We start from the raw sequence: 23,964 nt of genomic DNA, 5'->3' as shown, positions 1-23,964 counted from the left end.
AGGTACCCAATTTGGCCTGTTTTACGGCCTCATCGCAATGGATTGTCCCATCGCTGGAACGACGACATGAAAATCGATTCGCATAACCTCAACGACCTGATGTACTTCTCGCAGGTGATCGAGCATGGCGGCTTTTCCGCTGCCGAACGCGTGCTCGGCATCTCGAAGTCGCGTCTGTCGCGGCGGGTGAGCGAACTCGAGGCCTCGCTCGGCGTGCGCCTGTTGCAGCGCTCCACGCGCAAGCTCGCGCTCACGGAGGCGGGCGAACTCTTCTACGAGCATTGCCGTGCGATGCTCGCCGAGGCGCAGGCCGCGGTGAACGTCGTTCAGTCGCTGCGCTCGTCGCCGCGCGGCACGGTGCGCGTGAGTGTGCCCGTCACGCTTTCGCAGACCATCTTTTCGCAGGTGATTCCGGAATTCATGCATCGCTACCCCGAGGTGCGGGTGGTGATGCGCGTGACGAACCGCGTGATCGACCTGTTCGAAGATTCCGTGGATATCGCGTTGCGCGTGCGCTCGGAGCCGCCGCAGAACGCCAATATCGTGGTGCGGCCGTTGTGGCGCACCGAGCAGATGCTGGTGGGTGCGCCGAGCCTGCTCTCGCAGAACGCGCCGCCGCTCACCCCCGAGGACCTTTCGCGCTTCGAAACGCTCGATACACCCACGGGCGACGGACGCCACGTGTTCCAGCTCATCGCACCCGATGGCACGCGTCATTCACACGAACACGAGCCGCGCCTCATCACCGCGGATCTCACGACGATCCGTGAGGCCGCCTTGCAAGGCCTTGGCATCGCTGCATTGCCGGAGATGATGTATGGCGCCGCGCTGCGCACGGGCAAGCTCTCGCCCGTGATGCCGGGCTGGACGTTGCCGGTGCCGCAACTCTATGCGGTATTCCTCTCGCGTCAGGGTATGGTTCCCGCCGTGCGCGCCTTCGTCGATTACCTCGTGGAAGTGCTCGATGCCGATAAGAGCTTGCAGCAGGAGTGTCCGCTCAGAAGCGACGTTGCCGCGCTTGCAGCGAAGGCAGAAGGGCAGAGCACACCGAGCGCGCAGGTTGGGCTGCCACGCACAAAGAGCGCCAGCAAGATCGAAACGGCATGAAGCTTTGCGAACGTGCACGCGCGTGCGCTTGTATGAAGCTTGGCTTGCTGCGCAGTGCATTCGTGCATTACGTATAGCGCCATTTGTTTTTAGGCATTCAAGCGTGACCAGCCATCGCTACATTCAATGGCCTAACTCTTGTAGGCGTGAAGCGAGAGGAATATATTGAAGTCCTTCTCGCCAAGCACCGGTCTTGAGCGGGAATTGATGGCCGCTATCATAGTGGGCCTTCAGGGCCGAAAGCGCAGTCCGTGTTGCCCACGGCAGTCGCATGTGCCGGTGTGAACCGATCGATTGTCGGGGAGTCGCCGCCACCGCCCGAATGCGCCGCGTGCGCACGAAAAAAGGCCTTCATCTGACGATGAAGGCCTTTTACTTTGTACCGCTGAATTAAGCGTGCTGCGCGCAATCACGCACGCAGCGAACCGCTCAGTGATGCGCCGGGTCGGTGACGAAGCCAAGCTTCGTGAGGCCGCCGCTCTGCGCCGCAGACATGACCTGTGCAACGCGTTCGTATTGCACCTTGCGGTCCGCGTTCAAATGCAGTTCCGGCTGCGGCGTGGTTTGCGCCGCGGCCGCGATCTTCTGGTTCAGCGCTGCGTCGTCCACTTGCGTGCCGTCCCACAGCACCGTGCCGTCCGCTTCAATCGAGATATTGATCTGCGCGGGCTTCGTGTCTTCCTTCTGGCTGCTCGCGTGCGGCAGGTCGATCTTCACGGCGTGACGAATCACGGGAATCGTCACCATGAAAACGATCAGGAGAACCAACATGACGTCGACGAGCGGCGTCATGTTGATTTCGTTCATCAGGCCATCGTCGTCGTCGCTGGCAAAGGGGCTCATCGCCATGATGCTTGCCTCCGCTCTTTAATGGCTGCGCGCAGCAACACGCAGGTTGCCCGTGTTGCCTTCCTTCGACTGGCCACGGGCCGTCGAGGAGAGGCGCGCGCCCGTCACGAAGAAGGCATGCAGGCCGTGCGCGAAGCGGTTGAGCTTCGAGACGATTGCCTTGTTGGCGCGGGTGAGGGCGTTGTAGCCCAGCACGGCGGGAATGGCGACGAACAGGCCGAACGCGGTCATGATGAGCGCTTCACCCACCGGGCCGGCCACGGCGTCGATCGAGGTTTGGCCCGTTGCGCCAATCGTAAGCAGTGCGTGATAGATGCCCCACACCGTGCCAAACAGGCCGACGAACGGCGCCGTGCTGCCGATCGAGGCAAGAATGGCGAGGCCGCTTTGCATCTTCGCGACCGACTCGTCCATGGTGTCCTTAAGGCAGCGCGTGACCCAGTCCGACACGTCCATGCGGTCGTGCAGATGCGGCTGCGTCTGGTGATGATGATCGGCGGCTTCCTGGCCCGACAGCGCGAGCGCGAGGAACGGGTTGTCTTCAGGCGAGCCGCTGCCGAGTTTCTTCACGCCGTCGGCGAGATCGTCCGAGTGCCAGAACTGCTGCTCGGCGTTCTTCGTGAGGCGCTTGAGTCGCGCGACGTTCCAGCCCTTCACGACGATCACGCACCACGACAGCACCGACATGATCAACAGCGCGAGCGCGATGCCGCGCGTCACGAAATCCCCTTGCGCCCAGACGTGGGCGATACCGTAGTTCTGCATTGTTAGTCCTCTTTATTCAATTCATGAAAGCGTGTGACTTCAGCCGGTCAATCGTTCAGGCTGAACTCGAAGGGTTGCGTGTAGGCCGCGCGCACGGCTTCGCCGTTTTCCAGGTACGGCTTGCACGAGCTTTGGCGCATCGCGTCGAGCGCGGCGTCGTCGAGGCGGGCGGAGCCGCTCGACTTCTTCAACTCGATGTTCTCGATCTTGCCGGTGAGGCCCACGACGAAGTGCACGAAGGCCGTGCCCGTTTCGCCGCGCCGGCGCGAGAGCGTCGGATAGTCGGGCTGCACGATGCGGCAGTCGAGGTGCGATACGTTCTTGGGCGCCGAAAGCGCCATGGTCGGCTTGGCGTCGGTGGCCGCGGCGGCTTGCGGTGCGGGCGCGGGCGGCGTGGGAGCCGGCGGCGTTGGCGCGCTAGGCGCGGCCGACTCGATCGCGTGCTGCGAGGGCGCTTCGGCCACGGGCAGCGGAGTCGGCTTGGGCTTGGGCTGCACCTTCGGCTTTTCGCGCGTCACGTGCGGGACCGGCTTGGGCGGTGGCGGCGTGGGCGTGGACTGAATCGCAGCGGGGGCGGCGACCGGCTCGGGCTTGAGCAGTTCGGCCGTCATCGTTTGCGACTGGAGTGCGACGGGCGTCACGGGTTCGCGCTTCATCAGCACGACGCCGATGAGCGCGGCATGCAGCGCGACCACGATCGCGCTCGCCGTGACGACACGGCGATTGACGTGAACAGTGGAAGACGGCAGCGTGCCAGCGGTGGTTTGGAAAGCCTGCATGTTTAGCGTGGCTGCCATGCGGACAGCGGCGCGCAGGCGAACCGGCGCGTCGTGTCGGGCAGCTTTATTTGCGAAAGATCAACAGCGAGATGCACAGCGTCGTTACGAATCCGATCAGCAATTCCATCACGACCTCCTTTGAGGGTCACGAGCGGTAGCTGGCTGGTCGGGAGACGGGCTTGCTGTCGGCGGCGATTTGACGTCCGCGGCGCCTGGCACGCGAGGCGCCTTTGGCTAAGCGGGCGGACGGGGCGGGCGCGCATCGGTGGCTGGATGCGCGCCATGGCTTCAGGCAGCCTTGCGCTCGTAAAACGTGAGCGGAACCGCATGAGGGACTACGGCGGGGGCGACCGGATGCGTCATCCCGCAGCGGCTCGCGCAAACACCGCTTTGCGCCATCACGTCACGAACGGATTCTTCGCACTTGCCGCAGCAGGTCGCGACGCCGAGCTCGAACTGCAGCTCGTCGAAAGAATCCATGCCTTCCTCGATGGAGGCGCGGATCGTCCGGTCGGAGACGGATTTGCAAACGCAGACAATCATGATGGACCGCAATAGAGAGAGTTAATGCGAATTATTATCATTATGTTTGCTGGGTTTGGCAAGCGGGTAGACGGATTTTTTGTAACAAAACCGGATGCTTAGCAGGGGTTTTGCTTTGGGTCAGGAAATGACGGACGAGAGAGGGACGCTCGCCAAGGCGCCGAACGGGCCGGCAAGCGGTCAGCCGTGGCGCTGGCCCCGTAGGTTTGGGTAGCGGCGATGGAGCTTGCTAGCGGGCTTCGGGCAGGAGCCAGATGGTACGCGGGCGGTGAGTCAGGCGCGCAGAAACGGGGTTGAAACGAGAACACCCTGCGAAACGCGAATCGCAAACTCTGGAATTGCGCCTGGTGTAGCGCCGGCGCGTCAGGCCGCGTTCGCTTCGAGTTCCCGCGTGCGGCGCGAGGGGATGACCACGCGTTCGACATTGGCGTCGAGCCCCAGCAGCGCGGCGGCCAGCTCATGCAAATGCGCGCCGTCGCTCGTCGAGCAGAAGCGAATGTCGTCGGCGCCCGCGCCTGCAGGCTCGCCGCCCGCGCGCAGGCCGTGCTGGTCGAGCACGCGTTCCAGTTGGCGCGCGATGGCGACGCTCGTGTCGACGAGCGTCATGCGTTCGCCGACGATCGAGCGGATCGCGGTGTCGAGAAACGGGTAGTGCGTGCAGCCGAGCACGAGCGTGTCGGCGCCCGCGTCGAGCATGGGCTCGACGTAGGCGCGCAGCAGCGCGAGCAATTCGGCTGAGCTAATGTCGCAGCGCTCCACGGCTTCCACGAGGCCATGGCCAGGCTGGCACAGCACGCGCAAGTCGGCCGCGTGACGTTCCACGAGCGCCTGAAAGCGTGCGCTGCGCAGCGTGACCTGGGTGGCGAGCACGCCGGCCACGCGCGATTTCGAAACCAGCGCCGCCGGCTTTATCCCAGGCTCCACCCCGACGAGCGGGACGGAGAGCCGCTCGCGCACGAGCGCGATGGACTGCGCCGTGGCCGTGTTGCAGGCCACCACCAGCGCCTTCGCACCCTGCGCGACAAGCCATTCGCAGATCGCGAGCGTGCGGTCGGCAATGAAGTCGTCGTCGCGCTGGCCATACGGCGCGTAGCGCGAGTCGGCGACGTACACGAGCCGTTCCGCGGGCAGCAGCGCGCGCACGGCGCGCAGCACCGAAAGGCCGCCGAGACCGGAGTCGAAGATGCCGACGGGCGCAGCGCTGGAAGAGGCCGGTAGGTTCACGGAGACGGGTGCAAAAGGGTGGGTGCGCATCCGCAAGGCGGACGGATGCGCGCGAGCCGCGAGGCGTGCGATCAGGATTCTACCGAACCCATGGCCGACTGCTGGTAATTCTGGATGCCGATCTTACCGATGAGGTCGAGCTGCGTTTCGAGCCAGTCGATATGCTCTTCGGTGTCGTCGAGAATCTTCACGAAGATTTCGCGCGAAATGAAATCACGCACCGATTCGCAATACACAATGGCTTCCTTGCAGGTGGACTGCGAAATCTGTTCGAGCTTCAAATCGCACTCGATGATTTCCTTGGTTTCTTCGCCAATCAGCAGCTTGTGCAGGTCTTGCAGGTTCGGCAGACCGTCGAGCATGAAAATACGTTCGATGAGCCAGTCGGCATGCTTCATTTCGCCGATCGATTCGTCATATTCATGCTTGCCGAGTTTCTCGAGGCCCCAGTGCTTGTACATGCGGGCATGCAGAAAATACTGATTGATAGCCGTGAGCTCGTTCTTGAGCTGCGCGTTCAGATATTCGATGACCTTCTTGTCGCCTTGCATAGTCTTTCCTTTCTTTGTGGGGCGGTGGCTGGTTTCCAACAATAAACGCTCAATACACAAAAGCCAAGGCCGAATCTACGTTGAATTGCGGTAAATATCGGCGATTTACTGTGTGCTGAGAATTAATCTCAGTACGCTTTCTCGCGGCGCAAATAAAAACCGGGGCGCGAGGCCCCGGTTTTTAAACAGGCATCAGGCGAGCATCAAACCGTGGCGACCGGAATCTTGCCGATCTTTGCTTGCCATTCGGCGGGGCCGGTCTTGTGGACCGAGGTGCCCGACGAATCGACCGCGACCGTCACCGGCATGTCCTGCACGTCGAACTCGTAGATGGCTTCCATGCCGAGGTCTTCGAACGCGAGGACCTTCGAGCCGCGGATCGCCTTCGAAACTAGGTAAGCCGCGCCGCCCACCGCCATCAGGTAAGCCGCCTTGTGCTTCTGGATCGCCTCGATCGCGACCGGGCCGCGCTCGGCCTTGCCGACCATCGAGATGAGGCCCGTTTGCGAGAGCATCAGTTCGGTGAACTTGTCCATGCGGGTGGCCGTGGTGGGGCCTGCCGGGCCGACCACTTCGTCGCGCACCGGATCGACCGGGCCAACGTAGTAGATCACGCGGTTCTTGAAGTCCACCGGCAGCTTCTCGCCCTTCGCGAGCATGTCGGCGATGCGCTTGTGCGCGGCGTCGCGGCCCGTGAGCATCTTGCCCGAGAGCAGCAGCGTCTGGCCCGGCTTCCACGAAGCGACTTCTTCCGGCGTGAGCGTGTTGAGGTCAACGCGCTTGCTCGTTTCCGTGTTCGGTTCCCAGTTGACCTTCGGCCACGCGTCGAGCGAGGGCGCTTCGAGCTTGGCCGGGCCCGAGCCGTCGAGCACGAAGTGCGCGTGGCGCGTGGCGGCGCAGTTCGGGATCATTGCGACGGGCTTCGAAGCGGCGTGCGTGGGAGCCGCGTGAATCTTCACGTCGAGCACGGTGGCGAGGCCGCCCAGACCCTGCGCGCCGATGCCGAGCGCGTTGACCTTCTCGTGCAGTTCGACGCGCAGCTCTTCGATCCAGTCCTTCGGACCGCGCTTGATGATGTCCTGGATGTCGATGGACTCCATCAACGATTCCTTGGCCATCAGCATCGCCTTTTCAGCGGTGCCGCCGATGCCGATGCCGAGCATGCCCGGCGGGCACCAGCCCGCGCCCATCGTCGGCACGGTCTTGAGCACCCAGTCCACGATCGAGTCGGACGGGTTGAGCATGACGAACTTCGACTTGTTCTCCGAGCCGCCGCCCTTGGCCGCCACCTGCACGTCGACCTTGTCACCCGGCACGATCTCGTAGTGGATCACGGCCGGCGTGTTGTCCTTCGTGTTCTTGCGGCCGCCTTCGGGCGGGCTCACGATCGAGGCGCGCAGCACGTTGTCCGGGTTCAGGTAACCGCGGCGCACGCCTTCGTTGATCATGTCGGTCACGCCCATCGTGGCGCCGTCCCAACGCACGTCCATGCCGACCTTCACGAAAATCGTGACGATGCCGGTGTCCTGGCAGATCGGGCGGCGGCCTTCGGCGCACATGCGGCTGTTCGTGAGGATCTGCGCGATCGCGTCCTTTGCGGCCGGGCTCTCTTCGAGCTCGTACGCGCGGCCGAGTGCCTCGATGTAGTCCTGCGGATGGTAGTAGCTGATGTATTGCAGCGAATCCGCAATGCTCTGGATGAGGTCTTCCTGTTTGATGACGGTCATGGCTAGCTTCTGTGGGGACGGGTGTTTTGAATTTATGTACAGCGTGCGCGGTTCAGTCTGCGTCGGCGGTTTCGGGAACCGCCTGACGCGCGAGCGCATGCCCGCCTGGCACCGGATGGCGCGCGGCGAGCTCCTGATAGTGTTCGGGGTGCGTATGCGTGGTGATGCGGTCGATCCACGCCATGACGAGCGCGGAAGCGAGGAACGCCACGTGGATGATCACCTGCCACATCACCGTATGCGACGAAGCGGCGTCGGGATTGATGAAGGTCTTGAGCAGGTGGATCGACGAAATGCTGATGAGCGCCATGGCGAGCTTGACCTTCAGCACGCCGGCGTTCACGTGGTCGAGCCATTCGGGCTCGTCGGGATGGCCTTCGAGATTCAGGCGCGAGACGAAGGTCTCGTAGCCGCCCACGATCACCATGATGAGCAGGTTCGAGATCATCACCACGTCGATCAGGCCGAGCACGGCCAGCATGATGCTGGTTTCGTCGAGCGTGGTGGCGTGGCTCACGAGGTGCCAGACCTCCTTGAGGAACAGCACGCAGTAAACGGCTTGCGCGACGATCAGACCCAGATAGAGCGGCACCTGCAGCCAGCGGCTCATGAAGATGATGCTGGGCAGCGGACGCATGCGGCGACGGGCTTTACCCGGTGCGGCGGCGGAAGGCGGCTGGGGGCGTGCGGCGGACATGGGCAATCACGGTGGCGAAATCGGGCGGGGCCACAGGGGCGGTGTCGTCTGGTTGGGGCCAGAAGGCGCGCGCGAGGGGCCGGGCGGGCGCTATTGTACAGCGTCGCAGGAAGGGCCCGCCGGGATTCCGACAGGCCCGCTCCCGCTGTGATGCTTTCAACCTGATTACGCGGCGCTCATGAGACCACGGTCGGCAGGCGCTTCGCCTTGAGGCTCGCGAGCCCGATGCCGGCTACCACGCAGGCGAGCGCAATGCCGTGCGCGGGGGTGGGGCGCTCGCCAAGGAACGTGATGCCATAGAGAGCGGCCGCCACCGGCAGCACGGCGGTAAACACGCCTGCGATACTGCCCGGCACGTGGCGAATGCCCATCATCCAGAGACAGAACGAGAACACGCTCGCCGAAAGACCGTACCAGAGCGCGAGCCACCAGATGCCTGCGGGCACGGCAGAAAAATCGAACGACAGTGCGCCGGGCAGTCCCACGGGCAGCATCAGCAGAAAGCCGAACAAGTGTGTGTATGCGCAGATGTCGAGTGGCGCGAGCGTTTGGGTGAGCCGGCGCGACAGGATCACATAGAGCGATTCGCAGCACACCGCGCCGAGCACCATCAGGTTGCCGACGAACGAGCTTGCGCCGGTATCGCCGCCGCCCACGTGTGCGAGATTGATGACGGCGATGCCGGCAATGGCGAGCGCGATGGAGGCGAGCGCGCGCGCATCGGGGCGCTCGCGCAGGAAGAGCCACGAGAAGAGGGCGACCACGGCGGGAATCGTGCTCGTGATGACGCCGGCCGCGACCGCGCTCGTGCGATGCACGCCGCCGAGCATCAGCAGCGTAAACCCGAATGTCCCAAAGAGCGCCTGGAGGAACAGATTGACCCATTCGCCGCGCTTCACCTGTTGCATTTTGGAGCGGCGCAGCAGCGGGCCGAGCACCGCAAGGGCGACCACGAAGCGCAGCAACGCAAAGAGTGGAACAGGAATGAAGGCGACGATTGACTTGCCGATGCCGACGTTGCTGCCCACGAGCAGCATCGAGGCAATGAGAAACATGTAATAGCGATTCAAGCTGGAATCCGGGTGCGCAGTTCAGTTAGCATTCTAAATGTCTGCTTACTTGCGTGCCATGGCGCGCGACTTGCAATGCCTGCATGTGCGCGCGTAAGTGGGTGGTAAGTTGCTACGCTTAATCTTGCCGGCATGGGTGGTTTGCGCAGATCGTATTGCCGCACGTTCGTGCTGCGAGTCGTGCTCAGAAGCGCGCCCCCATGCATGCTGCAATGCCACAATGGCGGCTTGCAGCGCAAGCCAATAGCGCCGCGCCCGTATGGGCGGCGGCGCACGGAGACGGCGCGCAGGGGCATTGAAGATGCTCATGCGTGTCCACGAGTTTGACGTTTCATCTTCACCAAGGGGTTGTCGATGTCTGCGATTGAATCGGTTCTTCAGGAACGCCGCGTCTTTGCGCCTTCCGAGCAAACGGTGGCTGGCGCCACGGTGTCCGGCATGGACGCCTACAAGGCGCTGTGCGCCGAAGCCGAACGCGATTACGAAGGCTTCTGGGCGCGCCTCGCGCGTGAAACGCTGACCTGGCAAAAGCCGTTCACGAAGGTGCTCGACGAATCGAAAGCGCCGTTCTACACGTGGTTCGAAGACGGCGAACTCAACGCCTCGTACAACAGCCTCGACCGCCACGTCGAAGCGGGCAATGGCGAGCGCGTCGCGATCGTCTTCGAAGCCGACGACGGCACCGTCACGAACGTCACTTACAAGGACCTGCTCGCGCGCGTCTCGCGCTTCGCCAATGCGCTGAAGAAACGCGGCGTGAAGAAGGGCGACCGCGTGGTCATTTACATGCCGATGTCGGTCGAAGGCGTAGTCGCCATGCAGGCCTGCGCACGTATTGGCGCGACGCACTCGGTGGTGTTCGGCGGCTTCTCGTCGAAGTCGCTCAACGAACGCATGGTCGACGTGGGCGCGGTCGCGCTCATCACCGCCGACGAACAGATGCGCGGCGGCAAGGCGCTGCCGCTGAAGAACATCGCCGACGAAGCGCTCGCCATGGGCGGCTGTGAAGCGGTGCACAGCGTGATCGTGTACCAGCGCACGGGTGGCAAGGTCGCCTGGCACGAAGGCCGCGACCACTGGATGCACGAAGTCTCGGCGGCCGAAAGCGACACCTGCGCTCCGGTGCCGGTGGGCGCGGAACACCCGCTCTTCATCCTCTACACGTCGGGCTCGACGGGCAAGCCGAAGGGCGTGCAGCACAGCACGGGCGGCTACTTGCTGTGGGCCGCGCAAACCATGAAGTGGACCTTCGACTACAAGCCGAGCGACGTGTTCTGGTGCACGGCCGACATCGGCTGGATCACGGGCCACAGCTACATTGCTTATGGACCGCTTTCGATCGGCGCGACCCAGGTGGTGTTCGAAGGCGTGCCCACGTACCCGAACGCGGGCCGCTTCTGGGACATGATCGCCAAGCACAAGGTCACGGTGTTCTACACGGCGCCCACCGCCATTCGCTCGCTCATCAAGATGTCCGAAGCCGATGCGAAGGTGCACCCGAAGAGCTACGACCTTTCGTCGCTGCGCATTCTCGGCACGGTAGGCGAGCCGATCAATCCCGAAGCGTGGGTGTGGTACTACGAAAACGTGGGCGGCAAGCGCTGCCCGATCGTCGATACGTGGTGGCAGACCGAAACGGGCGGCCACATGATCACGCCGCTGCCGGGCGCGACGCCGCTCGTACCGGGCTCGTGCACGCTGCCGCTGCCAGGCATCATGGCCGCGATCGTCGACGAAACCGGCCAGGACGTGCCGAACGGGCAGGGCGGCATTCTCGTCGTCAAGCGCCCGTGGCCGTCGATGATCCGCAACGTCTGGGGGCAGCCGGAACGCTACAAGTCGGGCTACTTCCCCGAGGAACTGGGCGGCACGCTGTATCTGGCGGGCGACGGCAGCGTGCGCGACAAGGACACCGGCTACTTCACGATCATGGGCCGTATCGACGACGTGCTGAACGTCTCGGGGCACCGCCTTGGCACGATGGAGATCGAGTCGGCGCTGGTGGCGAACCCGCTCGTGGCCGAAGCCGCCGTGGTGGGCCGCCCCGACGACACCACCGGCGAAGCCGTGGTGGCGTTCGTGGTGCTCAAGGCCACGCGTCCGCAAGGCGACGAAGCCGTGAAGCTCGCCAACGATCTGCGCGCCTGGGTGGGCAAGGAAATCGGCCCGATCGCGAAACCGAAGGACATCCGCTTCGGCGAAAACCTGCCGAAGACGCGTTCGGGCAAGATCATGCGCCGCCTGCTGCGCTCGCTGGCGAAGGGCGAGGCGATCACGCAGGACGTTTCCACGCTGGAAAACCCGGCGATTCTCGATCAGCTTGGCGAATCGCTCTAAACGCTGAGGTTCGCGCGGCGCCTTGCCTGGCGCCGCGCATCGCATTGCTCCCCGCATTGACCCCGATTGCCGGCCATACGCGTTTTTGCTACACAGGCGCATGGCCGCGCCACACACGACACCACAGAACAATCTCAATCCCTTGCCTGAGCCGCCCCCGGTGAGCGAGGCGATGGCGCATGCGCATCGGCGCTACTGGCGCTTCAACGTCGCGCTGATCGCCGTGCTCATGACGATCGGCTTTCTCGTCTCGTTCGTCGCGCCGCTCTTTGCGCGCACGCTCGCCAACGTGCGTTTCGCGGGCTTTAGCCTGCCGTTCTACCTGGGCGCACAGGGCGCGATCCTGCTGTACGTGCTGCTCGTCACGATCTATATCGTGCTGATGCAGCGCGCCGACCGCGTGCTGCAAGCCGCGCGCGAAGCCGACGCCGCCATACGCGAGGCGAGCAGGGCCCAGCAACGATGAAGCTCGCGCACCGGCTGATCCGCTCCTACGCGCTGTACACGCTCGGGTTTCTCGCCTTCGTCTATGTGATGTGGCGCATCGAGCTTTCCACCGGCCCCGGCATGTGGATCGGCTACGTATTCCTGTTCGTGCCGATCGCGGTGTACGCGGTGATCGGGCTGCTTTCGCGCACGTCCGACCTGGTCGAATACTATGTGGCCGGGCGGCGCGTGCCCTCGTTCTTCAACGGCATGGCGACGGCTGCCGACTGGCTTTCCGCCGCGTCGTTCATCGGCCTCGCGGGTTCGCTCTACGCGAGCGGCTACGACGGGCTTGCTTATCTGATGGGCTGGACAGGCGGCTACTGCCTCGTCGCCTTCCTGCTCGCGCCGTATGTGCGCAAGCTCGCGCGCTATACGATTCCCGACTTCCTCGGCACGCGCTTTTCGAGCAATCTCGTGCGCGCGCTCGCCGTGCTCGCGACCATCCTCTGCTCGTTCGTCTACCTCGTCGCGCAGATCCAGGGTGTTGGGCTCATCGCCACGCGCTTCATCGGCGTGGACTTCGCCATCGGCATCTTTTGCGGGCTGGCGGGCATACTCGTGTGCTCGTTTCTCGGCGGCATGCGCGCCGTCACGTGGACCCAGGTCGCGCAATACATCATCCTGATTGCGGCCATCCTGATTCCGGTCTCGCTGATCGCGCATCGCGACGGCCTCGGCTGGCTGCCGCAAGCCGACTACGGCAACGTGATGCAGCGCGTGGAAGCGCTCGAGCGCGACGTGCGCGGCGCGAGTGCCGAGGCTACCGTGCGCGACGCATACCGCAAGGGCGCGGCGCAGTGGCAGACGCGCCTTGACACGCTGCCGCAGTCGTATGTCGCGGAGAAGACGCACCTCGTCGAGTCGCTTGCGGACCTGCGCCGCCACAACGGTCCGCTGCGCGATATCGATTCGCTCGAGCGTCAATTGAACGCGTTCCCGCGAGACGTGGACGCCGCACGCATGATGTGGACGCGTCAGCGCGACGACCTGCTCGAGCGCGCCACGCCGCCCGTGCCGATGAACGAGCCGTTCCCCGCCGCCGACGAAGCGGAGCGGCGCATTCATCAACGCAATTTCCTCTCGCTGCTCTTGTGCCTGTCGCTTGGCACGGCGAGCCTGCCGCACATCCTCACGCGCTACAACACGACGACTTCGGTGGCCTCGGCGCGGCGCTCGGTGGGCTGGACGCTCTTCTTCGTCGCGCTCTTTTATCTGACCGTGCCCGTGCTCGCGGTGCTGATCAAGTTCGAGATCCTCACGCATCTGGTAGGGCAGCGCTTCGACGATCTGCCGCATTGGGTCATGCAGTGGCGGCGTGTCGAACCGTATCTCATCGGCATCGCGGATGTGAACGGCGACGGCGTGGTGCGATGGAGCGATATCCAGATGCAGCCCGACATGGTCGTGCTCGCTGCACCGGAAATCGCGGGGCTGCCGTACGTGATGTCGGGGCTCATTGCTTCGGGCGCGCTCGCGGCGGCGCTTTCGACTGCGGACGGGCTGCTGCTCACCATCTCGAACGTGCTTTCGCACGACGTGTACTACCACATGGTCGATCCGGACGCGTCGAGCCAGCGGCGCGTGACGATGTCGAAGATCCTGCTGCTCGGCGTGGCGCTGTTCGCTTCGTATGTGGCGTCGCTCAACGCGGGCAACATTCTTTTTCTGGTGGGGGCGGCGTTTTCACTCGCGGCTTCGAGTCTCTTTCCCGTGCTCGTGCTCGGCGTGTTCTGGAAGCGCACGACGCGGTTGGGGGCGGTGGCCGGCATGGTTGCGGGCTTGACCGTGTGCGTCTATTACATCGTCTCGACGTACCCGTTCTTTACGCAACTTACGGGCTTTGCGGGTCCGCGATGGTTTGGCATCGAGCCGATCAGTTCGGGTGTGTTCGGTGTGCCCGCAGGATTTCTCGTGGCGATTGGCGTGAGTTTGCTCGATCGTAAGCCGGACGCTTATACGCTTGCGTTGGTGGACTATATCCGGCACCCGTGACGGTACGGACGTGATTGCGGGTGTGCGGTCTAGCACTTTTTTAACGCGCGCAAGAGGGGATACTGAAGTCCTCTCGTTCCCGCGCCGGTCCTCGAAGCAGTACGCGGGAATTCGGCGTCGGGCCGCGGCCCGACGCTTTTTTCTGCTGGCGGTTCCTTTCTTCCAAATTGAGTATTCAACGACAAGCTGCGTGAGCGCTCGTTGCGCCACTGCTTCCCGCTGCGCTATCAAATCATTCGTGTTCGGCGCCCTTGCAGTGTCTGCCGCATTTTGCCAAATGGTGGTGGCAACGACGCCTTCCAGACCTACGTTTACGAATCGGGCAATTCGTAAACGGTGCAGCGCTTCGGCTGCACGTCTACGGTCAATGGGTATCAGCAGAAACTGCCGGGCGAGGGCGGGAGCAGACCGGTGCCTCCATTGGCGAAACGACGTTCAGCACGGGGCAGGCTGCGGAGGATCGACGTGGACCGAGATGATCATGAATTTCGGCAATGGCACGCAAACGATCTCGGGCATGGATGGGAAAGGGCTTGTGTATAACAAGTATTGCACTGCGAGTGTGTGAATTGAGGGATGCGCTTGGGCTAATGATGTGCGCGTTTGTCGCGTTCGGGGCGGCGCAGTAGCGCGAACTGAAGGCGATTGCGGTAGGGATTTCCAGGCCTGAGAAGGCGTGGAAGATAAGTGTTGGATAGAGGTGGTCTATCACAGAGCCAAATCTAATGGAGTCGCGCTGCCCGATGAAGGAAGCGTGGGCGGCGCAGGTTACTCAATCGCAATAGCAGCCAAATATGAAAATCTCGCCGAAAGCGGGGCTTACGGATTTTCTACTATTCACTTCCAGAGGGAAACTCCGGAATCGGCACCCGATGCGGGATGGGCTCCGGTCCCTGATAAGTCAACTGACCATACATGAAATCGACGCCGACAGAATCAATCAGCCCCTCTGTCTGCCCGTAGTTCAAGATGATGATGGGCGCAGAACCTAGCGCAAGTTGCAGAAACATGTTTCTGGCAAACGGAATTCCAACGCTTGCAATCAGCGCCTCCATCATGGTCAGCCGGATACCAGCAAAAATAACTGAACCACTCCATCCGGCAATGTATCCACCGGAACCATCAAAAGAAACGGTACCGCCTTCGAAATCTCCGATGTGTAGCTCCGCCCCATGAAATGCCTCAGTCATGTAGGCAGCGCCACCGCTTGTAAATCCTTTGCCGGATACGCTGCCGGAGAAATTCCTGTCGAGAATGGTCAACTTCGGCAATTCCAGCCTGCTCAACTTGACGTGTCCCAGACCCAGAAGTGAAGCAGCGAGTCCCGAGCCAGTGTATTTGAACTGCTGCGCACGCCCGGACGGCTCGTCAAGGACTAGGACGCTATCGGTTACAGTCAGAAAGTGAAACCCGAGATTGACGCCCGCGCCAGTGTCATAGGTCCAGTTGCTTTTGCTTTTCAGAATCATGAGTGATCCACTGAATTTCTCTTTAGCCCCCCGACTATGCACAGGGTGGAAAACGCTCCCAGCAGAAGCGAAACCATCCAGCGGTCCAAGAACGTATCAATCTGGGCCGATGCCCTCGGCATGGCTGGGTCGTAGCGAATATCAACCCGGTCGCCAATAACAAGTGCAGTAACACTTCCTGGTCGGGCTGAAACAGGTTCGCCAGCGTTGGTTACAAAGGTGATCTCTGGATGGTGGCCGCCATGCGGCAAGCTGGTCACCTCACCTCTGGCCGTGAGCGATAGGTCAAGAAAATTCCGCTCATGGTTGACTGCCAGAACCGTTCCACAGGCCGTAACGATGCCAACCACAAAGGCAAGATATCTTCCGGGGAATAGCGGCTTACTTGGCAAGATTTTCCTTGATATCAAAGGTGGCCGTTACCATTCCTCCGCTTCCGCCCATGCTGTTTTGCACGACGTACTCTTGCGTAACCTTGGCAAATGAAAGAGCGACGTGCTCAAGATGCGAATTTCCAACCACAACCGGCCTGACACGTGTTAACACGACGTTGTTCATCGTGATCTTCAGAAAGTCAAGCGGCAGACCACCCGCCTTGCGTACCGAGAGGACGACCTTTGGAATGTGGCGGCCCGTCAGGCAATAGCGCATTAAATTGGGACTGGCCCGATCGATGTTATGAACAACTACAAGATCGTCGATAGTTGCTTTCGCGGCTCCGCCGCCGGAACCGCTCATCATGCTCGATTGCTGCGACATATCCCAATGCCAGCTAACGATATCAATCTCGCCACGGTGGATTTCGTCTTGTGACTCTCCGGCGATACCATCAATCTTGAGAAAACTATCAGCCATTGCGATGCCCATTAAGATTTCGGGACCCTTCAGGCTACTCCGCATTCGCAAATGGGTTTGATGAAAGAAGCCAAATCTCGATACCCGTCAAAGTGGTGTTAATGGGATAAGCGCCCCGTGAGCCTGGTGGTGCGGCTTATTCCTCGCCGTTCTCGCGCGATGGCGGATAAAGGTGGCGCGCTTTGCCGCCGCAACGGCAGCAAACGAAATTGGTTTCCGTCCGTCCAACGTCGCCCCCTCGCTGCTAGCTTGTACGGCAAGAGAATGAAGGACTTTAACGGACTGCTACGGATAGGAACGGCAGCAAGTTCGCACTCGCTGATGGGCTAAATGATGGGCCAAAAAAAACAAAAACCCCGTAAGTCTTTGAACTTACGGGGTTTTGCTGTTTTGTTCTGGCGGAGAGAGGGGGATTCGAACCCCCGATAGGCTATTAACCTATACACGCTTTCCAGGCGTGCGACTTAAACCGCTCATCCATCTCTCCGGCGGGAGGCGAATTATAGCAGAGTCCGCGCGCGGGAGGAAAGCGCCCGTGCTGAAGCTGGCACGCTCTACGCTTTGCAAAGTCCGACGAATCCCCTAAGCAACGCAGAAATCGGTCGTTCCCCGCTTCCTGGGCGTTCCGTAACGTTGCCGCACCGGCCTTGTAGCGGCCTCGCAAGGACCGCGCAGCGACAACCACCACACGCAACGGAACGCCTCGCATGAACAACAAAAACGCCGCCCTCTCACGCCGCCCGCTAACCGCCGCGCTCGCGCTCGCCTTCGCCGCATCAGGCGCGACACTCGCTACAACCGCCCACGCACAAAGCAGCGTCACGTTGTACGGCATCGTCGACGCCGGCATCGCCTACGTGCACAACGCCCAGAGCACGAGCGGCCAGAACCAGTCCACGCTCGTCAAGTTCAGCAGCGGCAATCTCTCGGGCAGCCGCTGGGGCCTGCGCGGCACCGAGGATCTCGGCAATGGCCTCGCCGCGATCTTCCAGCTCGAAAACGGGTTCAACGTAGGCACCGGAGCGCTCGGGCAGGGCAGCCGCGAATTCGGCCGCAAGGCCATCGTCGGTCTCGCCAGCACGACGTGGGGCACGCTCACGCTCGGCCGCCAGTATGATCCGCTCGTCGATCTCGTGCAGCCGCTCACCGCCGACGGTCCGTTCGGCGGCGTGTTCGGCACGCCAGGCGACCTCGACAACTACGACAACAGCCTGCGCGTGAGCAACTCGGTCAAGTACGCGAGCCCGCTCATCGCGGGGCTCCAGTTCGAAGCGTTGTACGGCTTCGGCGGCGTAGCCGGCGCCACCGGCAGCGGCCAGACCTACAGCTTCGGCGCCGCATACTCGAACGGCCCGCTCTCGCTCGCGGCCGGCTACTTCTTTGCCAACGGCGGCAGCACGCTTACTTCCGGCGTGCGCACCTGGACGAGCAGCTCGGACAGTCTCTTCAACACGGTCATCAATCAGGGCTTCGCGAGCGCAAGCTCCATCCAGATCGTGCGCGCGGGCGGCAGCTATGCGGTGGGCGCATTGAGCTTCGGGCTGGCCTGGTCGAACACGCAATACGCAAACGATGCGTACTCAACTTTCCACCAAACCGCAAAATTCAACAGCGGCTCGGCGTTCCTGAACTATCAGATCACACCGGCGCTACGTGCGGGCGCGGGCTACAACTACACATCGCTCACCGGCCCCTCGTCGGCGCACTACAACCAGGTGAACCTGGGTAGCGACTACTCGCTTTCCAGACGCACCGATCTCTACGCGCTAGCCGGTTACCAGAAGGCGAGCGGCCACACGCTCAGCACGAATGGCTCCAGCATCGTTGCGCAGGCATCGATCGGCGACTTCGGCGTGAGTTCGGGTGCCGACAATCAGGCACTCGTCGTGGTCGGGATCCGTCACAAGTTCTGACGCCAGCACGAGCACCTGCGGCGTGCGTCGGCAGCCGCACGGGGGATCGCCGATAATGCTTCGTCGATCCCCCGAGGAGAATCTGCTTGAAGGTCAGCGAAGCCGTTACCAGCCGCAAGTCCGTGCGCCAGTTTTTGCCCGATCCGGTGGACCCCGCCGTCATTCGCCGCGTGCTCGATACCGCGGCGCGCGCGCCCTCGGGTGGCAATCTGCAGCCGTGGCATGTGCATGTCGTGGGCGGCGATTCGCTCGCGAAACTCAAGTCAATCATGGCCGATCGCATTGCGCAGGCGCCCGCGGGCGAGCCGATGGAGTACGACGTGTATCCGCGCGACCTGGGTTCGCCGTATCGCGAGCGTCGTTATCAGGTGGGCGAGGATCTCTACCGAAGCATCGACGTCGCTCGCGAGGACCGGCCGGGCCGGTTGCGTCAGTTTGCGCGCAACTACGCGTTTTTCGACGCGCCGCTCGCGCTCTTTTGCACCGTGGATCGTCAGATGGGGCCGCCGCAATGGGCCGACCTCGGCATGTTCCTGCAGACGGTGATGCTGCTTCTGCGTGAAGCCGGCCTGCATAGCTGCGCGCAGGAATGCTGGGCGCGCTACGCGCAAAGCGTGGGAGAGTTTCTCGCCTTGCCGCGCGAACGCATGGTGTTCTGCGGCATGGCGATCGGTCATGAAGACGCGCGCGCGCCTATTAACCAGTGGCGCTCGGCGCGCGCACCGCTCGACGAATTCGTTCAATTCGACGGCATTTAAGCTTTAATAATACATATCGCTTACAGTGCTGCGCGAATGCGCGCGGCGAGCGCTTCGAGCTGCGCCATGTCGGCCATTTCACGCGCGTGCGGGCGCAGTTCTTCGCCCGCGCGGCGCGGAATCAGATGAAAGTGCACGTGCGGTACGGTCTGCCCGGCGGCGGCACCGTTGAACTGCGCGATCAACAGGCCTTCGGGTGCAAGCACCTTGCGCAGCGCAGCCGCCATCTTTTGCACCGTCGCCATCGCAGCGGCACCGGCTTCCGGCGAAAGATCGTAAATCAATTCAGCGCCTTCCTTCGGCAGCACGAGCAAGTGGCCTTCGGATTGCGGCATGACGTCCATGATCGCGAGCGTCGCGTCGTCTTCGTACACCTTGATGCAGGGCGCTTCGCCGCGCAGGATGCGGGCGAAGATATTTTTGTCGTCATAGGCCATGGTGGGTTTCTCCAGTTCAGGCGCGCTGTTTGCCAGCGTCCGGGCGATGAGTTTTGTCGAGTTTGCGATTATGGCCCGCCCTGTATGGGCTGTGCGTGTTCCTGCACGTTTTTTGAAGTAGGTGCATCATAGAGTTTCTCGCAGCGCGCGCGACGACGAATGTCTTGATTGCAACCTCTTGAATGGCAGCGGAGCAAGGTACCAAGGACCCGACTCCAGCCGACATGGAGCACGTATGGCAACGACTGATCTCGAAGCAGCTCATCCCGTTCGTGAGGCCGCCGTATCGGGGGCCTGGCGCTTTATAGCCCAGCTATTGGCGCGCGCAGACGTCAAATTCAACGGCACCCGGCCGTGGGACATGCGCATCCATGACCCGCAGGTGCCCGAGCGCGTGCTGGCGCTAGGCAACCTGGGCCTTGGCGAGGCCTACATGGACGGCCAGTGGGACTGCGAACAGCTCGACGAATTCTTCGCACATGTGTTGCGCGCGCATCTGGATGACCAGATCGATCCCTCCCGTCTCGTCTTCTACGCGCTCAAAGCGCGCCTCATGAACCGCCAGACCGTGCGCCGGGCATGGAAGGTGGGCCAGCAGCACTACGATATCGGCAACGAGTTCTACGAGGCGATGCTCGACAAGCACATGGCCTATACCTGCGGCTACTGGTCGGGCGGCGCGAAGACGCTCGACGAGGCGCAGGAGGCAAAGCTCGATCTCATCTGCCGCAAGCTGGGTCTGAAGCCCGGTATGCGCCTGCTCGACATTGGGTGTGGCTGGGGCAGCCTCATGAAATTCGCGGCCGAAAACTATGGCGTGTCGTGCGTGGGCGTGACGATCTCGAAGGAGCAGGCCGCGCTCGGCGCCGAGCGCTGCAAGGATCTGCCCGTCGAATTCCGTTTGCAGGACTACCGGTTGCTCGACGAGAAGTTCGACCGCATCGCGAGCGTGGGCATGTTCGAGCATGTGGGCCCGAAGAACTATCGCACCTATATGGAAGTCGCACAGCGCTGTCTTGCCGACGACGGTCTCTTCGTACTGCACACCATTGGCAAGAACCGCCGCGACACCACGCCCGACCCGTGGGTCGACAAATACATCTTCCCGAACGGCATGCTGCCGACTATCGGCCAGATCGCCGACGCTTCGGGCGGCCTCTTCGTGACCGAGGACCTGCATAACTTCGGCGCCGACTACGATCGCACGCTCATGGCGTGGCATGCGAATTTCGAGGCGGCGTGGCCGCGGTTCAAGGCGCAGATGGGCGAGCGGTTCTACCGCATGTGGCGTTACTACCTGCTGTCGTGCGCCGGGGCATTCCGCGCGCGCGATATCCAGCTGTGGCAGTGGGTGTTTTCGAAGAACGGCTTGCTGGGCGGCTATCAGCGTCCTGCCTGATCTTCCCGTTGCATCACCCAAGCGGCCGCGTTGCGCGAATGGCGAACGCGGCCGTTTGCTTTGCGCATCAGCGAATCAGTGCCGAGACCGTTGCAATGCCAAGGATCGTCATGATGACCGAGGCGCATACGTGTATGGCGATTTCGCCCGCGGCCCAGCCGAAACGTCCGTGCTGCAGATGCGAAACGACTTCTGCTGAGAAGGTCGAGAACGTGGAGAGCCCGCCCATAAGGCCCGTGATCACGAAGAGGCGCCATTCGGCGGAAAGCTGCGGCATGCGTCCGAAGTACGCGACTGCGACGCCGATCACATAGCCCGCGATGACGTTCGACGCGAGCGTGCCGAGCGGCAGCTCAGGGTAGAGGGCATTCAGACGCAGCCCGAGAACCCAGCGCAGCAGCGAACCGAGCGCGCCGCCAATGCCGACGGCGAGGATGGACAGATACATGGTCTGGAGTGGTTGAGGGCGCAATATGCGCCGGCGCGCCATCCCGCCGGCTCTGTTTTTCTACCGCTTTCGAGCACGGAGTGTAGCACCGGCCGAGTCCGGCGGTTCCATGCCATGGCGCTTTATCCTCAGACCTGGTTCTGTCTCGAACCATTGCAGGGCGGTGCGTCAGACGATCCCGCCGTTCGCGCGCAGCACCTGGCCGTTGACCCAGCCGCCGTCCGGCCCGGCGAGAAACGACACGACACTCGCAATGTCGTCAGGTTGCCCGAGGCGCTGAAGCGGCGGCATGCTCGCGAAATGCTGGACCTGCTCTTCGGTCTTGCCGCTGAGGAACAATTCCGTCGCCACCGGCCCCGGCGCGACCGCGTTCACGCAAATGGAACGTCCGCGCAATTCACGTGCGAACACGCGCGTGATCGTCTCCACAGCGGCCTTGCTTGCCGTATAGAGCGCGTAGCCGGGCAGGTTCATCGCGAGCACGGAGGTCGAGAAGTTGATCACGCGGCCGCCGTCCGCGAGTTTCGTCGCCGCTTCGCGCAGCGTGTTGAGCGTGCCGCGTACGTTGATGTCGAAGGTTTCGTCGTAGAGTGCGTCGGTCGATTCGGCAACGGTGACCGTTTTCATGATGCCTGCGTTATTCACCAGCAGCGTGGGCTGGCCCAGCGTTTCTGCTGTGGTTTCGAAGAGCCGGCGCACTTCGTCGGCCTTCGCGATGTTCGCTTGCGCAGCGATGGCGCGACCGCCTTGCGCCGCGATTTTCGCGACCAGCGCTTCGGCTTCGGCGCTGCGCAAGGCGTAGTTGATGACGACGGCGTAACCGTCGCGTGCGAGGCGTTCGGCAATGGCGGCGCCTATGCCGCGCGAGGCGCCCGTGACGATGGCGACGCCGCTCGCGTTCGCGGATGCGTTCATGATCGGAACCCTTCTCGTGAGTGATGTGGACGGGCTCGATCATGAATGAAACCGCGGCGGCGATCATTGCTTGCCGCCGGGTTTCATCATTCCATTTCGATTAACAATGCACGGCGGCGCTCAATAGGCGATGCAGACGGATTTGGTCTCCGTGTACGCGTCGATGATCGCGCGGCCATGCTCGCGGCCAATGCCCGAGGCCTTGAAGCCGCCGAAGGGCAGCGCCGGATCGACCATGTTGTGCGTGTTCACCCATACCGTGCCTGCCTGAACGCCGTCCACCACACGCAGAGCCTGGTCGAGCTGGTTGGTCCAGACGCTGGCGCCAAGACCGTACTCGGAAGCATTCGCCGCCGCGATGGCTTCCTCGACATCGTCGTACGGCATGGCGACGAGCACCGGCCCGAACACTTCTTCGCGCACGACGGTAAGCGGCTTGTTCGCCGCGTTCGAGATCACGGTGGGCTCGATGAAGTAGCCGCGGCGATTGCCATCGCCGCCGCCCGCCACGATGTCGCCGCCTTCGGCGCGTCCCTGCGCGATCATTCCCGCAACCTTGGCGCGATGGCGCGCCGAAACGAGCGGGCCCATCTGCGTGGCCGCGTCGAAGCCCGAGCCGAGTACCGTTGCGCGCGCAACGTGTGCGATGCCATCGACGATCTGCTCGTAACGCGCGCGCGGCAGATACAGGCGCGAGCCAGCCGTACACACCTGGCCGTGATTGAAGAAGATCGCGCCGGCCGCGCCTTCGATCGCCCGCTGCGGATCGCAGTCGTCGAGCACGATCACGGGGCTCTTGCCGCCCAGTTCCAGCGACACGCGTTTGAGGTCGCTTGCGCATTGCTTGCCGATGATGCGGCCCACTTCGGTCGAGCCCGTGAAGGTGACCTTGTCCACCTGCGCATGGCGCACCAGCGCCGCGCCAGCCGTTTCGCCCTGGCCCGTGACGACGTTGAATACGCCCGGCGGAAAGCCGGCTTCGTGTGCAAGTTCGGCGAGACGTATGGCTGTGAGCGGTGTTTCCTCGGCGGGCTTGAGCACCACGGTGCAGCCGCAGGCGAGCGCAGGCGCGATCTTCCAGACCGCCATCAGCAGCGGGAAATTCCACGGCACGATCGCGGCGACCACGCCTGCGGGCACGCGCCGCGTGGAGGCGTTGTAGCGCACGCCGGGCGGGAACGCGAGCGAGAGATCCACGGTGCTGCCCTCGATCTTGGTTGCCCAGCCGGCCATATAGCGCAGCCATTGCACGCTGCCGCCTACTTCGAGCATCTTCGAAAAGCCCAGCAGCTTGCCCTGATTGAGCGTTTCGAGTGCCGCGAGTTCGTCGCCGTGCTGCTCGACGAGATCGGCGAGTTTGAGCAGCAGGCGCTCGCGCGCGGCCGGCGGCATGCGTCGCCATGTATCGGCTTCGAAAGCGCGGCGCGCGGCCGTAACGGCTGCGTCGATGTCGGCGTCGCTGGCGTCGGGTACCTGCGCGATCTCGGCGCCGGTGGCGGGATTGAATACGGCGAACGTGCGGCCGTTGCCGCTTTCGCTAAAACGTCCGTCAACGAACATCTGCGTGCGGATCGTGTGCGTGAAGTCCTGGCGGTCCATACCGTCTCCTGGTTTTAGGTAGTAATGCGAACGTTTTTGGG

General features: G+C 62.8%; 23 protein-coding genes and 1 tRNA gene. 7 read left to right on the top strand and 17 right to left on the bottom strand.

The features are described from left to right. The first annotated feature begins 66 nt into the window (after positions 1 to 66). Entirely contained in the window at positions 67 to 1,107 is a 1,041-nt protein-coding gene (locus U5A58_RS19105) for a LysR family transcriptional regulator (protein ID WP_321912390.1), read from the top strand. A 429-nt stretch (positions 1,108 to 1,536) separates the two neighbouring features. Here the strand turns inward: U5A58_RS19105 and U5A58_RS19100 are convergent, their stop codons facing one another. The 9 genes from U5A58_RS19100 to U5A58_RS19060 all read right to left on the bottom strand — a co-directional run bounded on the left by U5A58_RS19100 (position 1,537) and on the right by U5A58_RS19060 (position 9,312). Continuing rightward, complete coding sequence (locus U5A58_RS19100; protein WP_133183537.1) at positions 1,537 to 1,956, bottom strand: ExbD/TolR family protein; 420 nt, start codon at positions 1,954 to 1,956, stop codon at positions 1,537 to 1,539. Between the two features lie 18 nt (positions 1,957 to 1,974). Then, positions 1,975 to 2,721 carry a MotA/TolQ/ExbB proton channel family protein gene (locus tag U5A58_RS19095; protein ID WP_321912387.1) on the bottom strand — a complete coding sequence of 249 codons (747 nt, stop codon included), beginning with the start codon at positions 2,719 to 2,721 and terminating at the stop codon, positions 1,975 to 1,977. A 47-nt stretch (positions 2,722 to 2,768) separates the two neighbouring features. After that, positions 2,769 to 3,500 carry an energy transducer TonB gene (locus U5A58_RS19090; protein ID WP_321936075.1) on the bottom strand — a complete coding sequence of 244 codons (732 nt, stop codon included), beginning with the start codon at positions 3,498 to 3,500 and terminating at the stop codon, positions 2,769 to 2,771. Between the two features lie 288 nt (positions 3,501 to 3,788). Then, the gene (locus U5A58_RS19085) at positions 3,789 to 4,043 is read right to left on the bottom strand and encodes a bacterioferritin-associated ferredoxin (RefSeq protein ID WP_321962711.1); all 255 of its coding nucleotides are present in this window, start codon (positions 4,041 to 4,043) and stop codon (positions 3,789 to 3,791) included. Between the two features lie 363 nt (positions 4,044 to 4,406). Then, the gene (murI, locus tag U5A58_RS19080) at positions 4,407 to 5,267 is read right to left on the bottom strand and encodes a glutamate racemase (protein WP_415774254.1); all 861 of its coding nucleotides are present in this window, start codon (positions 5,265 to 5,267) and stop codon (positions 4,407 to 4,409) included. 71 nt (positions 5,268 to 5,338) lie between these two features. Next, the gene (bfr, locus tag U5A58_RS19075) at positions 5,339 to 5,818 is read right to left on the bottom strand and encodes a bacterioferritin (protein ID WP_233882110.1); all 480 of its coding nucleotides are present in this window, start codon (positions 5,816 to 5,818) and stop codon (positions 5,339 to 5,341) included. A 203-nt stretch (positions 5,819 to 6,021) separates the two neighbouring features. Then, positions 6,022 to 7,545, bottom strand: coding sequence for a fumarate hydratase (locus U5A58_RS19070; protein ID WP_321912380.1), 1,524 nt, complete (start codon positions 7,543 to 7,545; stop codon positions 6,022 to 6,024). A 52-nt stretch (positions 7,546 to 7,597) separates the two neighbouring features. Further along, positions 7,598 to 8,242: a TIGR00645 family protein gene (locus U5A58_RS19065; RefSeq protein WP_321912378.1), complete on the bottom strand. Its 645-nt coding sequence runs from the start codon at positions 8,240 to 8,242 to the stop codon at positions 7,598 to 7,600. A 176-nt stretch (positions 8,243 to 8,418) separates the two neighbouring features. Further along, positions 8,419 to 9,312: a DMT family transporter gene (locus U5A58_RS19060; RefSeq protein ID WP_321912376.1), complete on the bottom strand. Its 894-nt coding sequence runs from the start codon at positions 9,310 to 9,312 to the stop codon at positions 8,419 to 8,421. A 354-nt stretch (positions 9,313 to 9,666) separates the two neighbouring features. Between U5A58_RS19060 and acs the strand changes: the two genes are divergently transcribed. The 3 genes from acs (at position 9,667) to U5A58_RS19045 (ending at position 14,130) form a co-directional block, all read left to right on the top strand. Next, entirely contained in the window at positions 9,667 to 11,649 is a 1,983-nt protein-coding gene (gene acs, locus U5A58_RS19055) for an acetate--CoA ligase (RefSeq protein WP_321962618.1), read from the top strand. A gap of 100 nt (positions 11,650 to 11,749) precedes the next feature. Continuing rightward, positions 11,750 to 12,115 (top strand): DUF4212 domain-containing protein, encoded by a 366-nt coding sequence (locus U5A58_RS19050; RefSeq protein WP_321912372.1) that lies wholly within the window; start codon positions 11,750 to 11,752, stop codon positions 12,113 to 12,115. Then, complete coding sequence (locus U5A58_RS19045) at positions 12,112 to 14,130, top strand: VC_2705 family sodium/solute symporter (RefSeq protein ID WP_321962617.1); 2,019 nt, start codon at positions 12,112 to 12,114, stop codon at positions 14,128 to 14,130. The genes U5A58_RS19050 and U5A58_RS19045 overlap by 4 nt, the downstream gene beginning before the upstream one ends. Positions 14,131 to 14,963: 833 nt before the next feature. Here U5A58_RS19045 and U5A58_RS19040 read toward each other — a convergent pair. The 4 genes from U5A58_RS19040 to U5A58_RS19030 all read right to left on the bottom strand — a co-directional run bounded on the left by U5A58_RS19040 (position 14,964) and on the right by U5A58_RS19030 (position 16,941). Beyond that, a complete protein-coding gene (locus U5A58_RS19040) occupies positions 14,964 to 15,599 on the bottom strand; it encodes a hypothetical protein (RefSeq protein WP_321962616.1) in 636 nt (211 codons plus the stop codon). Next, entirely contained in the window at positions 15,596 to 15,949 is a 354-nt protein-coding gene (locus U5A58_RS40865) for a DUF3592 domain-containing protein (protein WP_415774261.1), read from the bottom strand. The genes U5A58_RS19040 and U5A58_RS40865 overlap by 4 nt, the downstream gene beginning before the upstream one ends. 31 nt (positions 15,950 to 15,980) lie before the next feature. Continuing rightward, entirely contained in the window at positions 15,981 to 16,466 is a 486-nt protein-coding gene (locus U5A58_RS19035) for an Hcp family type VI secretion system effector (RefSeq protein ID WP_415774253.1), read from the bottom strand. A 384-nt stretch (positions 16,467 to 16,850) separates the two neighbouring features. Beyond that, positions 16,851 to 16,941: transfer RNA gene (locus tag U5A58_RS19030), tRNA-Ser, on the bottom strand. Positions 16,942 to 17,161: 220 nt separating this feature from the next. On the opposite strand from U5A58_RS19030, the gene U5A58_RS19025 reads away from it, so the two are divergent. Together U5A58_RS19025 and U5A58_RS19020 are read left to right on the top strand one after the other, a co-directional pair. After that, positions 17,162 to 18,367: a porin gene (locus U5A58_RS19025; protein ID WP_321962615.1), complete on the top strand. Its 1,206-nt coding sequence runs from the start codon at positions 17,162 to 17,164 to the stop codon at positions 18,365 to 18,367. 86 nt (positions 18,368 to 18,453) lie between these two features. After that, a complete protein-coding gene (locus tag U5A58_RS19020; RefSeq protein WP_321962614.1) occupies positions 18,454 to 19,125 on the top strand; it encodes a nitroreductase in 672 nt (223 codons plus the stop codon). A 20-nt stretch (positions 19,126 to 19,145) separates the two neighbouring features. On the opposite strand, the gene U5A58_RS19015 is transcribed toward U5A58_RS19020, so the two are convergent. Then, positions 19,146 to 19,562 carry an HIT family protein gene (locus U5A58_RS19015; protein WP_321949111.1) on the bottom strand — a complete coding sequence of 139 codons (417 nt, stop codon included), beginning with the start codon at positions 19,560 to 19,562 and terminating at the stop codon, positions 19,146 to 19,148. Positions 19,563 to 19,797: 235 nt separating this feature from the next. Here U5A58_RS19015 and cfa point away from each other — a divergent pair, with 235 nt between their 5' ends. Then, positions 19,798 to 20,961 (top strand): cyclopropane fatty acyl phospholipid synthase, encoded by a 1,164-nt coding sequence (gene cfa / locus U5A58_RS19010; RefSeq protein ID WP_321912363.1) that lies wholly within the window; start codon positions 19,798 to 19,800, stop codon positions 20,959 to 20,961. 67 nt (positions 20,962 to 21,028) lie between these two features. Here the strand turns inward: cfa and crcB are convergent, their stop codons facing one another. From crcB to styD, 3 genes are all read right to left on the bottom strand, one after another. Beyond that, complete coding sequence (gene crcB, locus U5A58_RS19005; protein WP_321912362.1) at positions 21,029 to 21,409, bottom strand: fluoride efflux transporter CrcB; 381 nt, start codon at positions 21,407 to 21,409, stop codon at positions 21,029 to 21,031. Between the two features lie 168 nt (positions 21,410 to 21,577). Next, positions 21,578 to 22,324, bottom strand: a complete 747-nt coding sequence (locus U5A58_RS19000) for an SDR family oxidoreductase (protein WP_321962613.1) — start codon at positions 22,322 to 22,324, stop codon at positions 21,578 to 21,580. Positions 22,325 to 22,444: 120 nt separating this feature from the next. Beyond that, positions 22,445 to 23,923 carry a phenylacetaldehyde dehydrogenase StyD gene (styD, locus tag U5A58_RS18995; RefSeq protein ID WP_415774252.1) on the bottom strand — a complete coding sequence of 493 codons (1,479 nt, stop codon included), beginning with the start codon at positions 23,921 to 23,923 and terminating at the stop codon, positions 22,445 to 22,447. Positions 23,924 to 23,964 lie beyond the last annotated feature (41 nt).

The organism is Paraburkholderia sp. J7, from assembly GCF_905220155.1.
Classification (GTDB): domain Bacteria; phylum Pseudomonadota; class Gammaproteobacteria; order Burkholderiales; family Burkholderiaceae; genus Paraburkholderia.
This window is presented reverse-complemented; position numbering and strand designations above follow the sequence as displayed.

Coding starts and splice junctions, on each gene's coding strand:
- U5A58_RS19105 (WP_321912390.1), top strand. CDS start 67: ATGAAAATCGATTCGCATAACCTCAACGACCTGATGTACTTCTCGCAG.
- U5A58_RS19100 (WP_133183537.1), bottom strand. CDS start 1,956: ATGGCGATGAGCCCCTTTGCCAGCGACGACGACGATGGCCTGATGAAC.
- U5A58_RS19095 (WP_321912387.1), bottom strand. CDS start 2,721: ATGCAGAACTACGGTATCGCCCACGTCTGGGCGCAAGGGGATTTCGTG.
- U5A58_RS19090 (WP_321936075.1), bottom strand. CDS start 3,500: ATGCAGGCTTTCCAAACCACCGCTGGCACGCTGCCGTCTTCCACTGTT.
- U5A58_RS19085 (WP_321962711.1), bottom strand. CDS start 4,043: ATGATTGTCTGCGTTTGCAAATCCGTCTCCGACCGGACGATCCGCGCC.
- bfr (WP_233882110.1), bottom strand. CDS start 5,818: ATGCAAGGCGACAAGAAGGTCATCGAATATCTGAACGCGCAGCTCAAG.
- U5A58_RS19070 (WP_321912380.1), bottom strand. CDS start 7,545: ATGACCGTCATCAAACAGGAAGACCTCATCCAGAGCATTGCGGATTCG.
- U5A58_RS19065 (WP_321912378.1), bottom strand. CDS start 8,242: ATGTCCGCCGCACGCCCCCAGCCGCCTTCCGCCGCCGCACCGGGTAAA.
- acs (WP_321962618.1), top strand. CDS start 9,667: ATGTCTGCGATTGAATCGGTTCTTCAGGAACGCCGCGTCTTTGCGCCT.
- U5A58_RS19050 (WP_321912372.1), top strand. CDS start 11,750: ATGGCCGCGCCACACACGACACCACAGAACAATCTCAATCCCTTGCCT.
- U5A58_RS19045 (WP_321962617.1), top strand. CDS start 12,112: ATGAAGCTCGCGCACCGGCTGATCCGCTCCTACGCGCTGTACACGCTC.
- U5A58_RS19040 (WP_321962616.1), bottom strand. CDS start 15,599: ATGATTCTGAAAAGCAAAAGCAACTGGACCTATGACACTGGCGCGGGC.
- U5A58_RS19035 (WP_415774253.1), bottom strand. CDS start 16,466: ATGGGCATCGCAATGGCTGATAGTTTTCTCAAGATTGATGGTATCGCC.
- U5A58_RS19025 (WP_321962615.1), top strand. CDS start 17,162: ATGAACAACAAAAACGCCGCCCTCTCACGCCGCCCGCTAACCGCCGCG.
- U5A58_RS19015 (WP_321949111.1), bottom strand. CDS start 19,562: ATGGCCTATGACGACAAAAATATCTTCGCCCGCATCCTGCGCGGCGAA.
- cfa (WP_321912363.1), top strand. CDS start 19,798: ATGGCAACGACTGATCTCGAAGCAGCTCATCCCGTTCGTGAGGCCGCC.
- crcB (WP_321912362.1), bottom strand. CDS start 21,409: ATGTATCTGTCCATCCTCGCCGTCGGCATTGGCGGCGCGCTCGGTTCG.
- U5A58_RS19000 (WP_321962613.1), bottom strand. CDS start 22,324: ATGAACGCATCCGCGAACGCGAGCGGCGTCGCCATCGTCACGGGCGCC.
- styD (WP_415774252.1), bottom strand. CDS start 23,923: ATGGACCGCCAGGACTTCACGCACACGATCCGCACGCAGATGTTCGTT.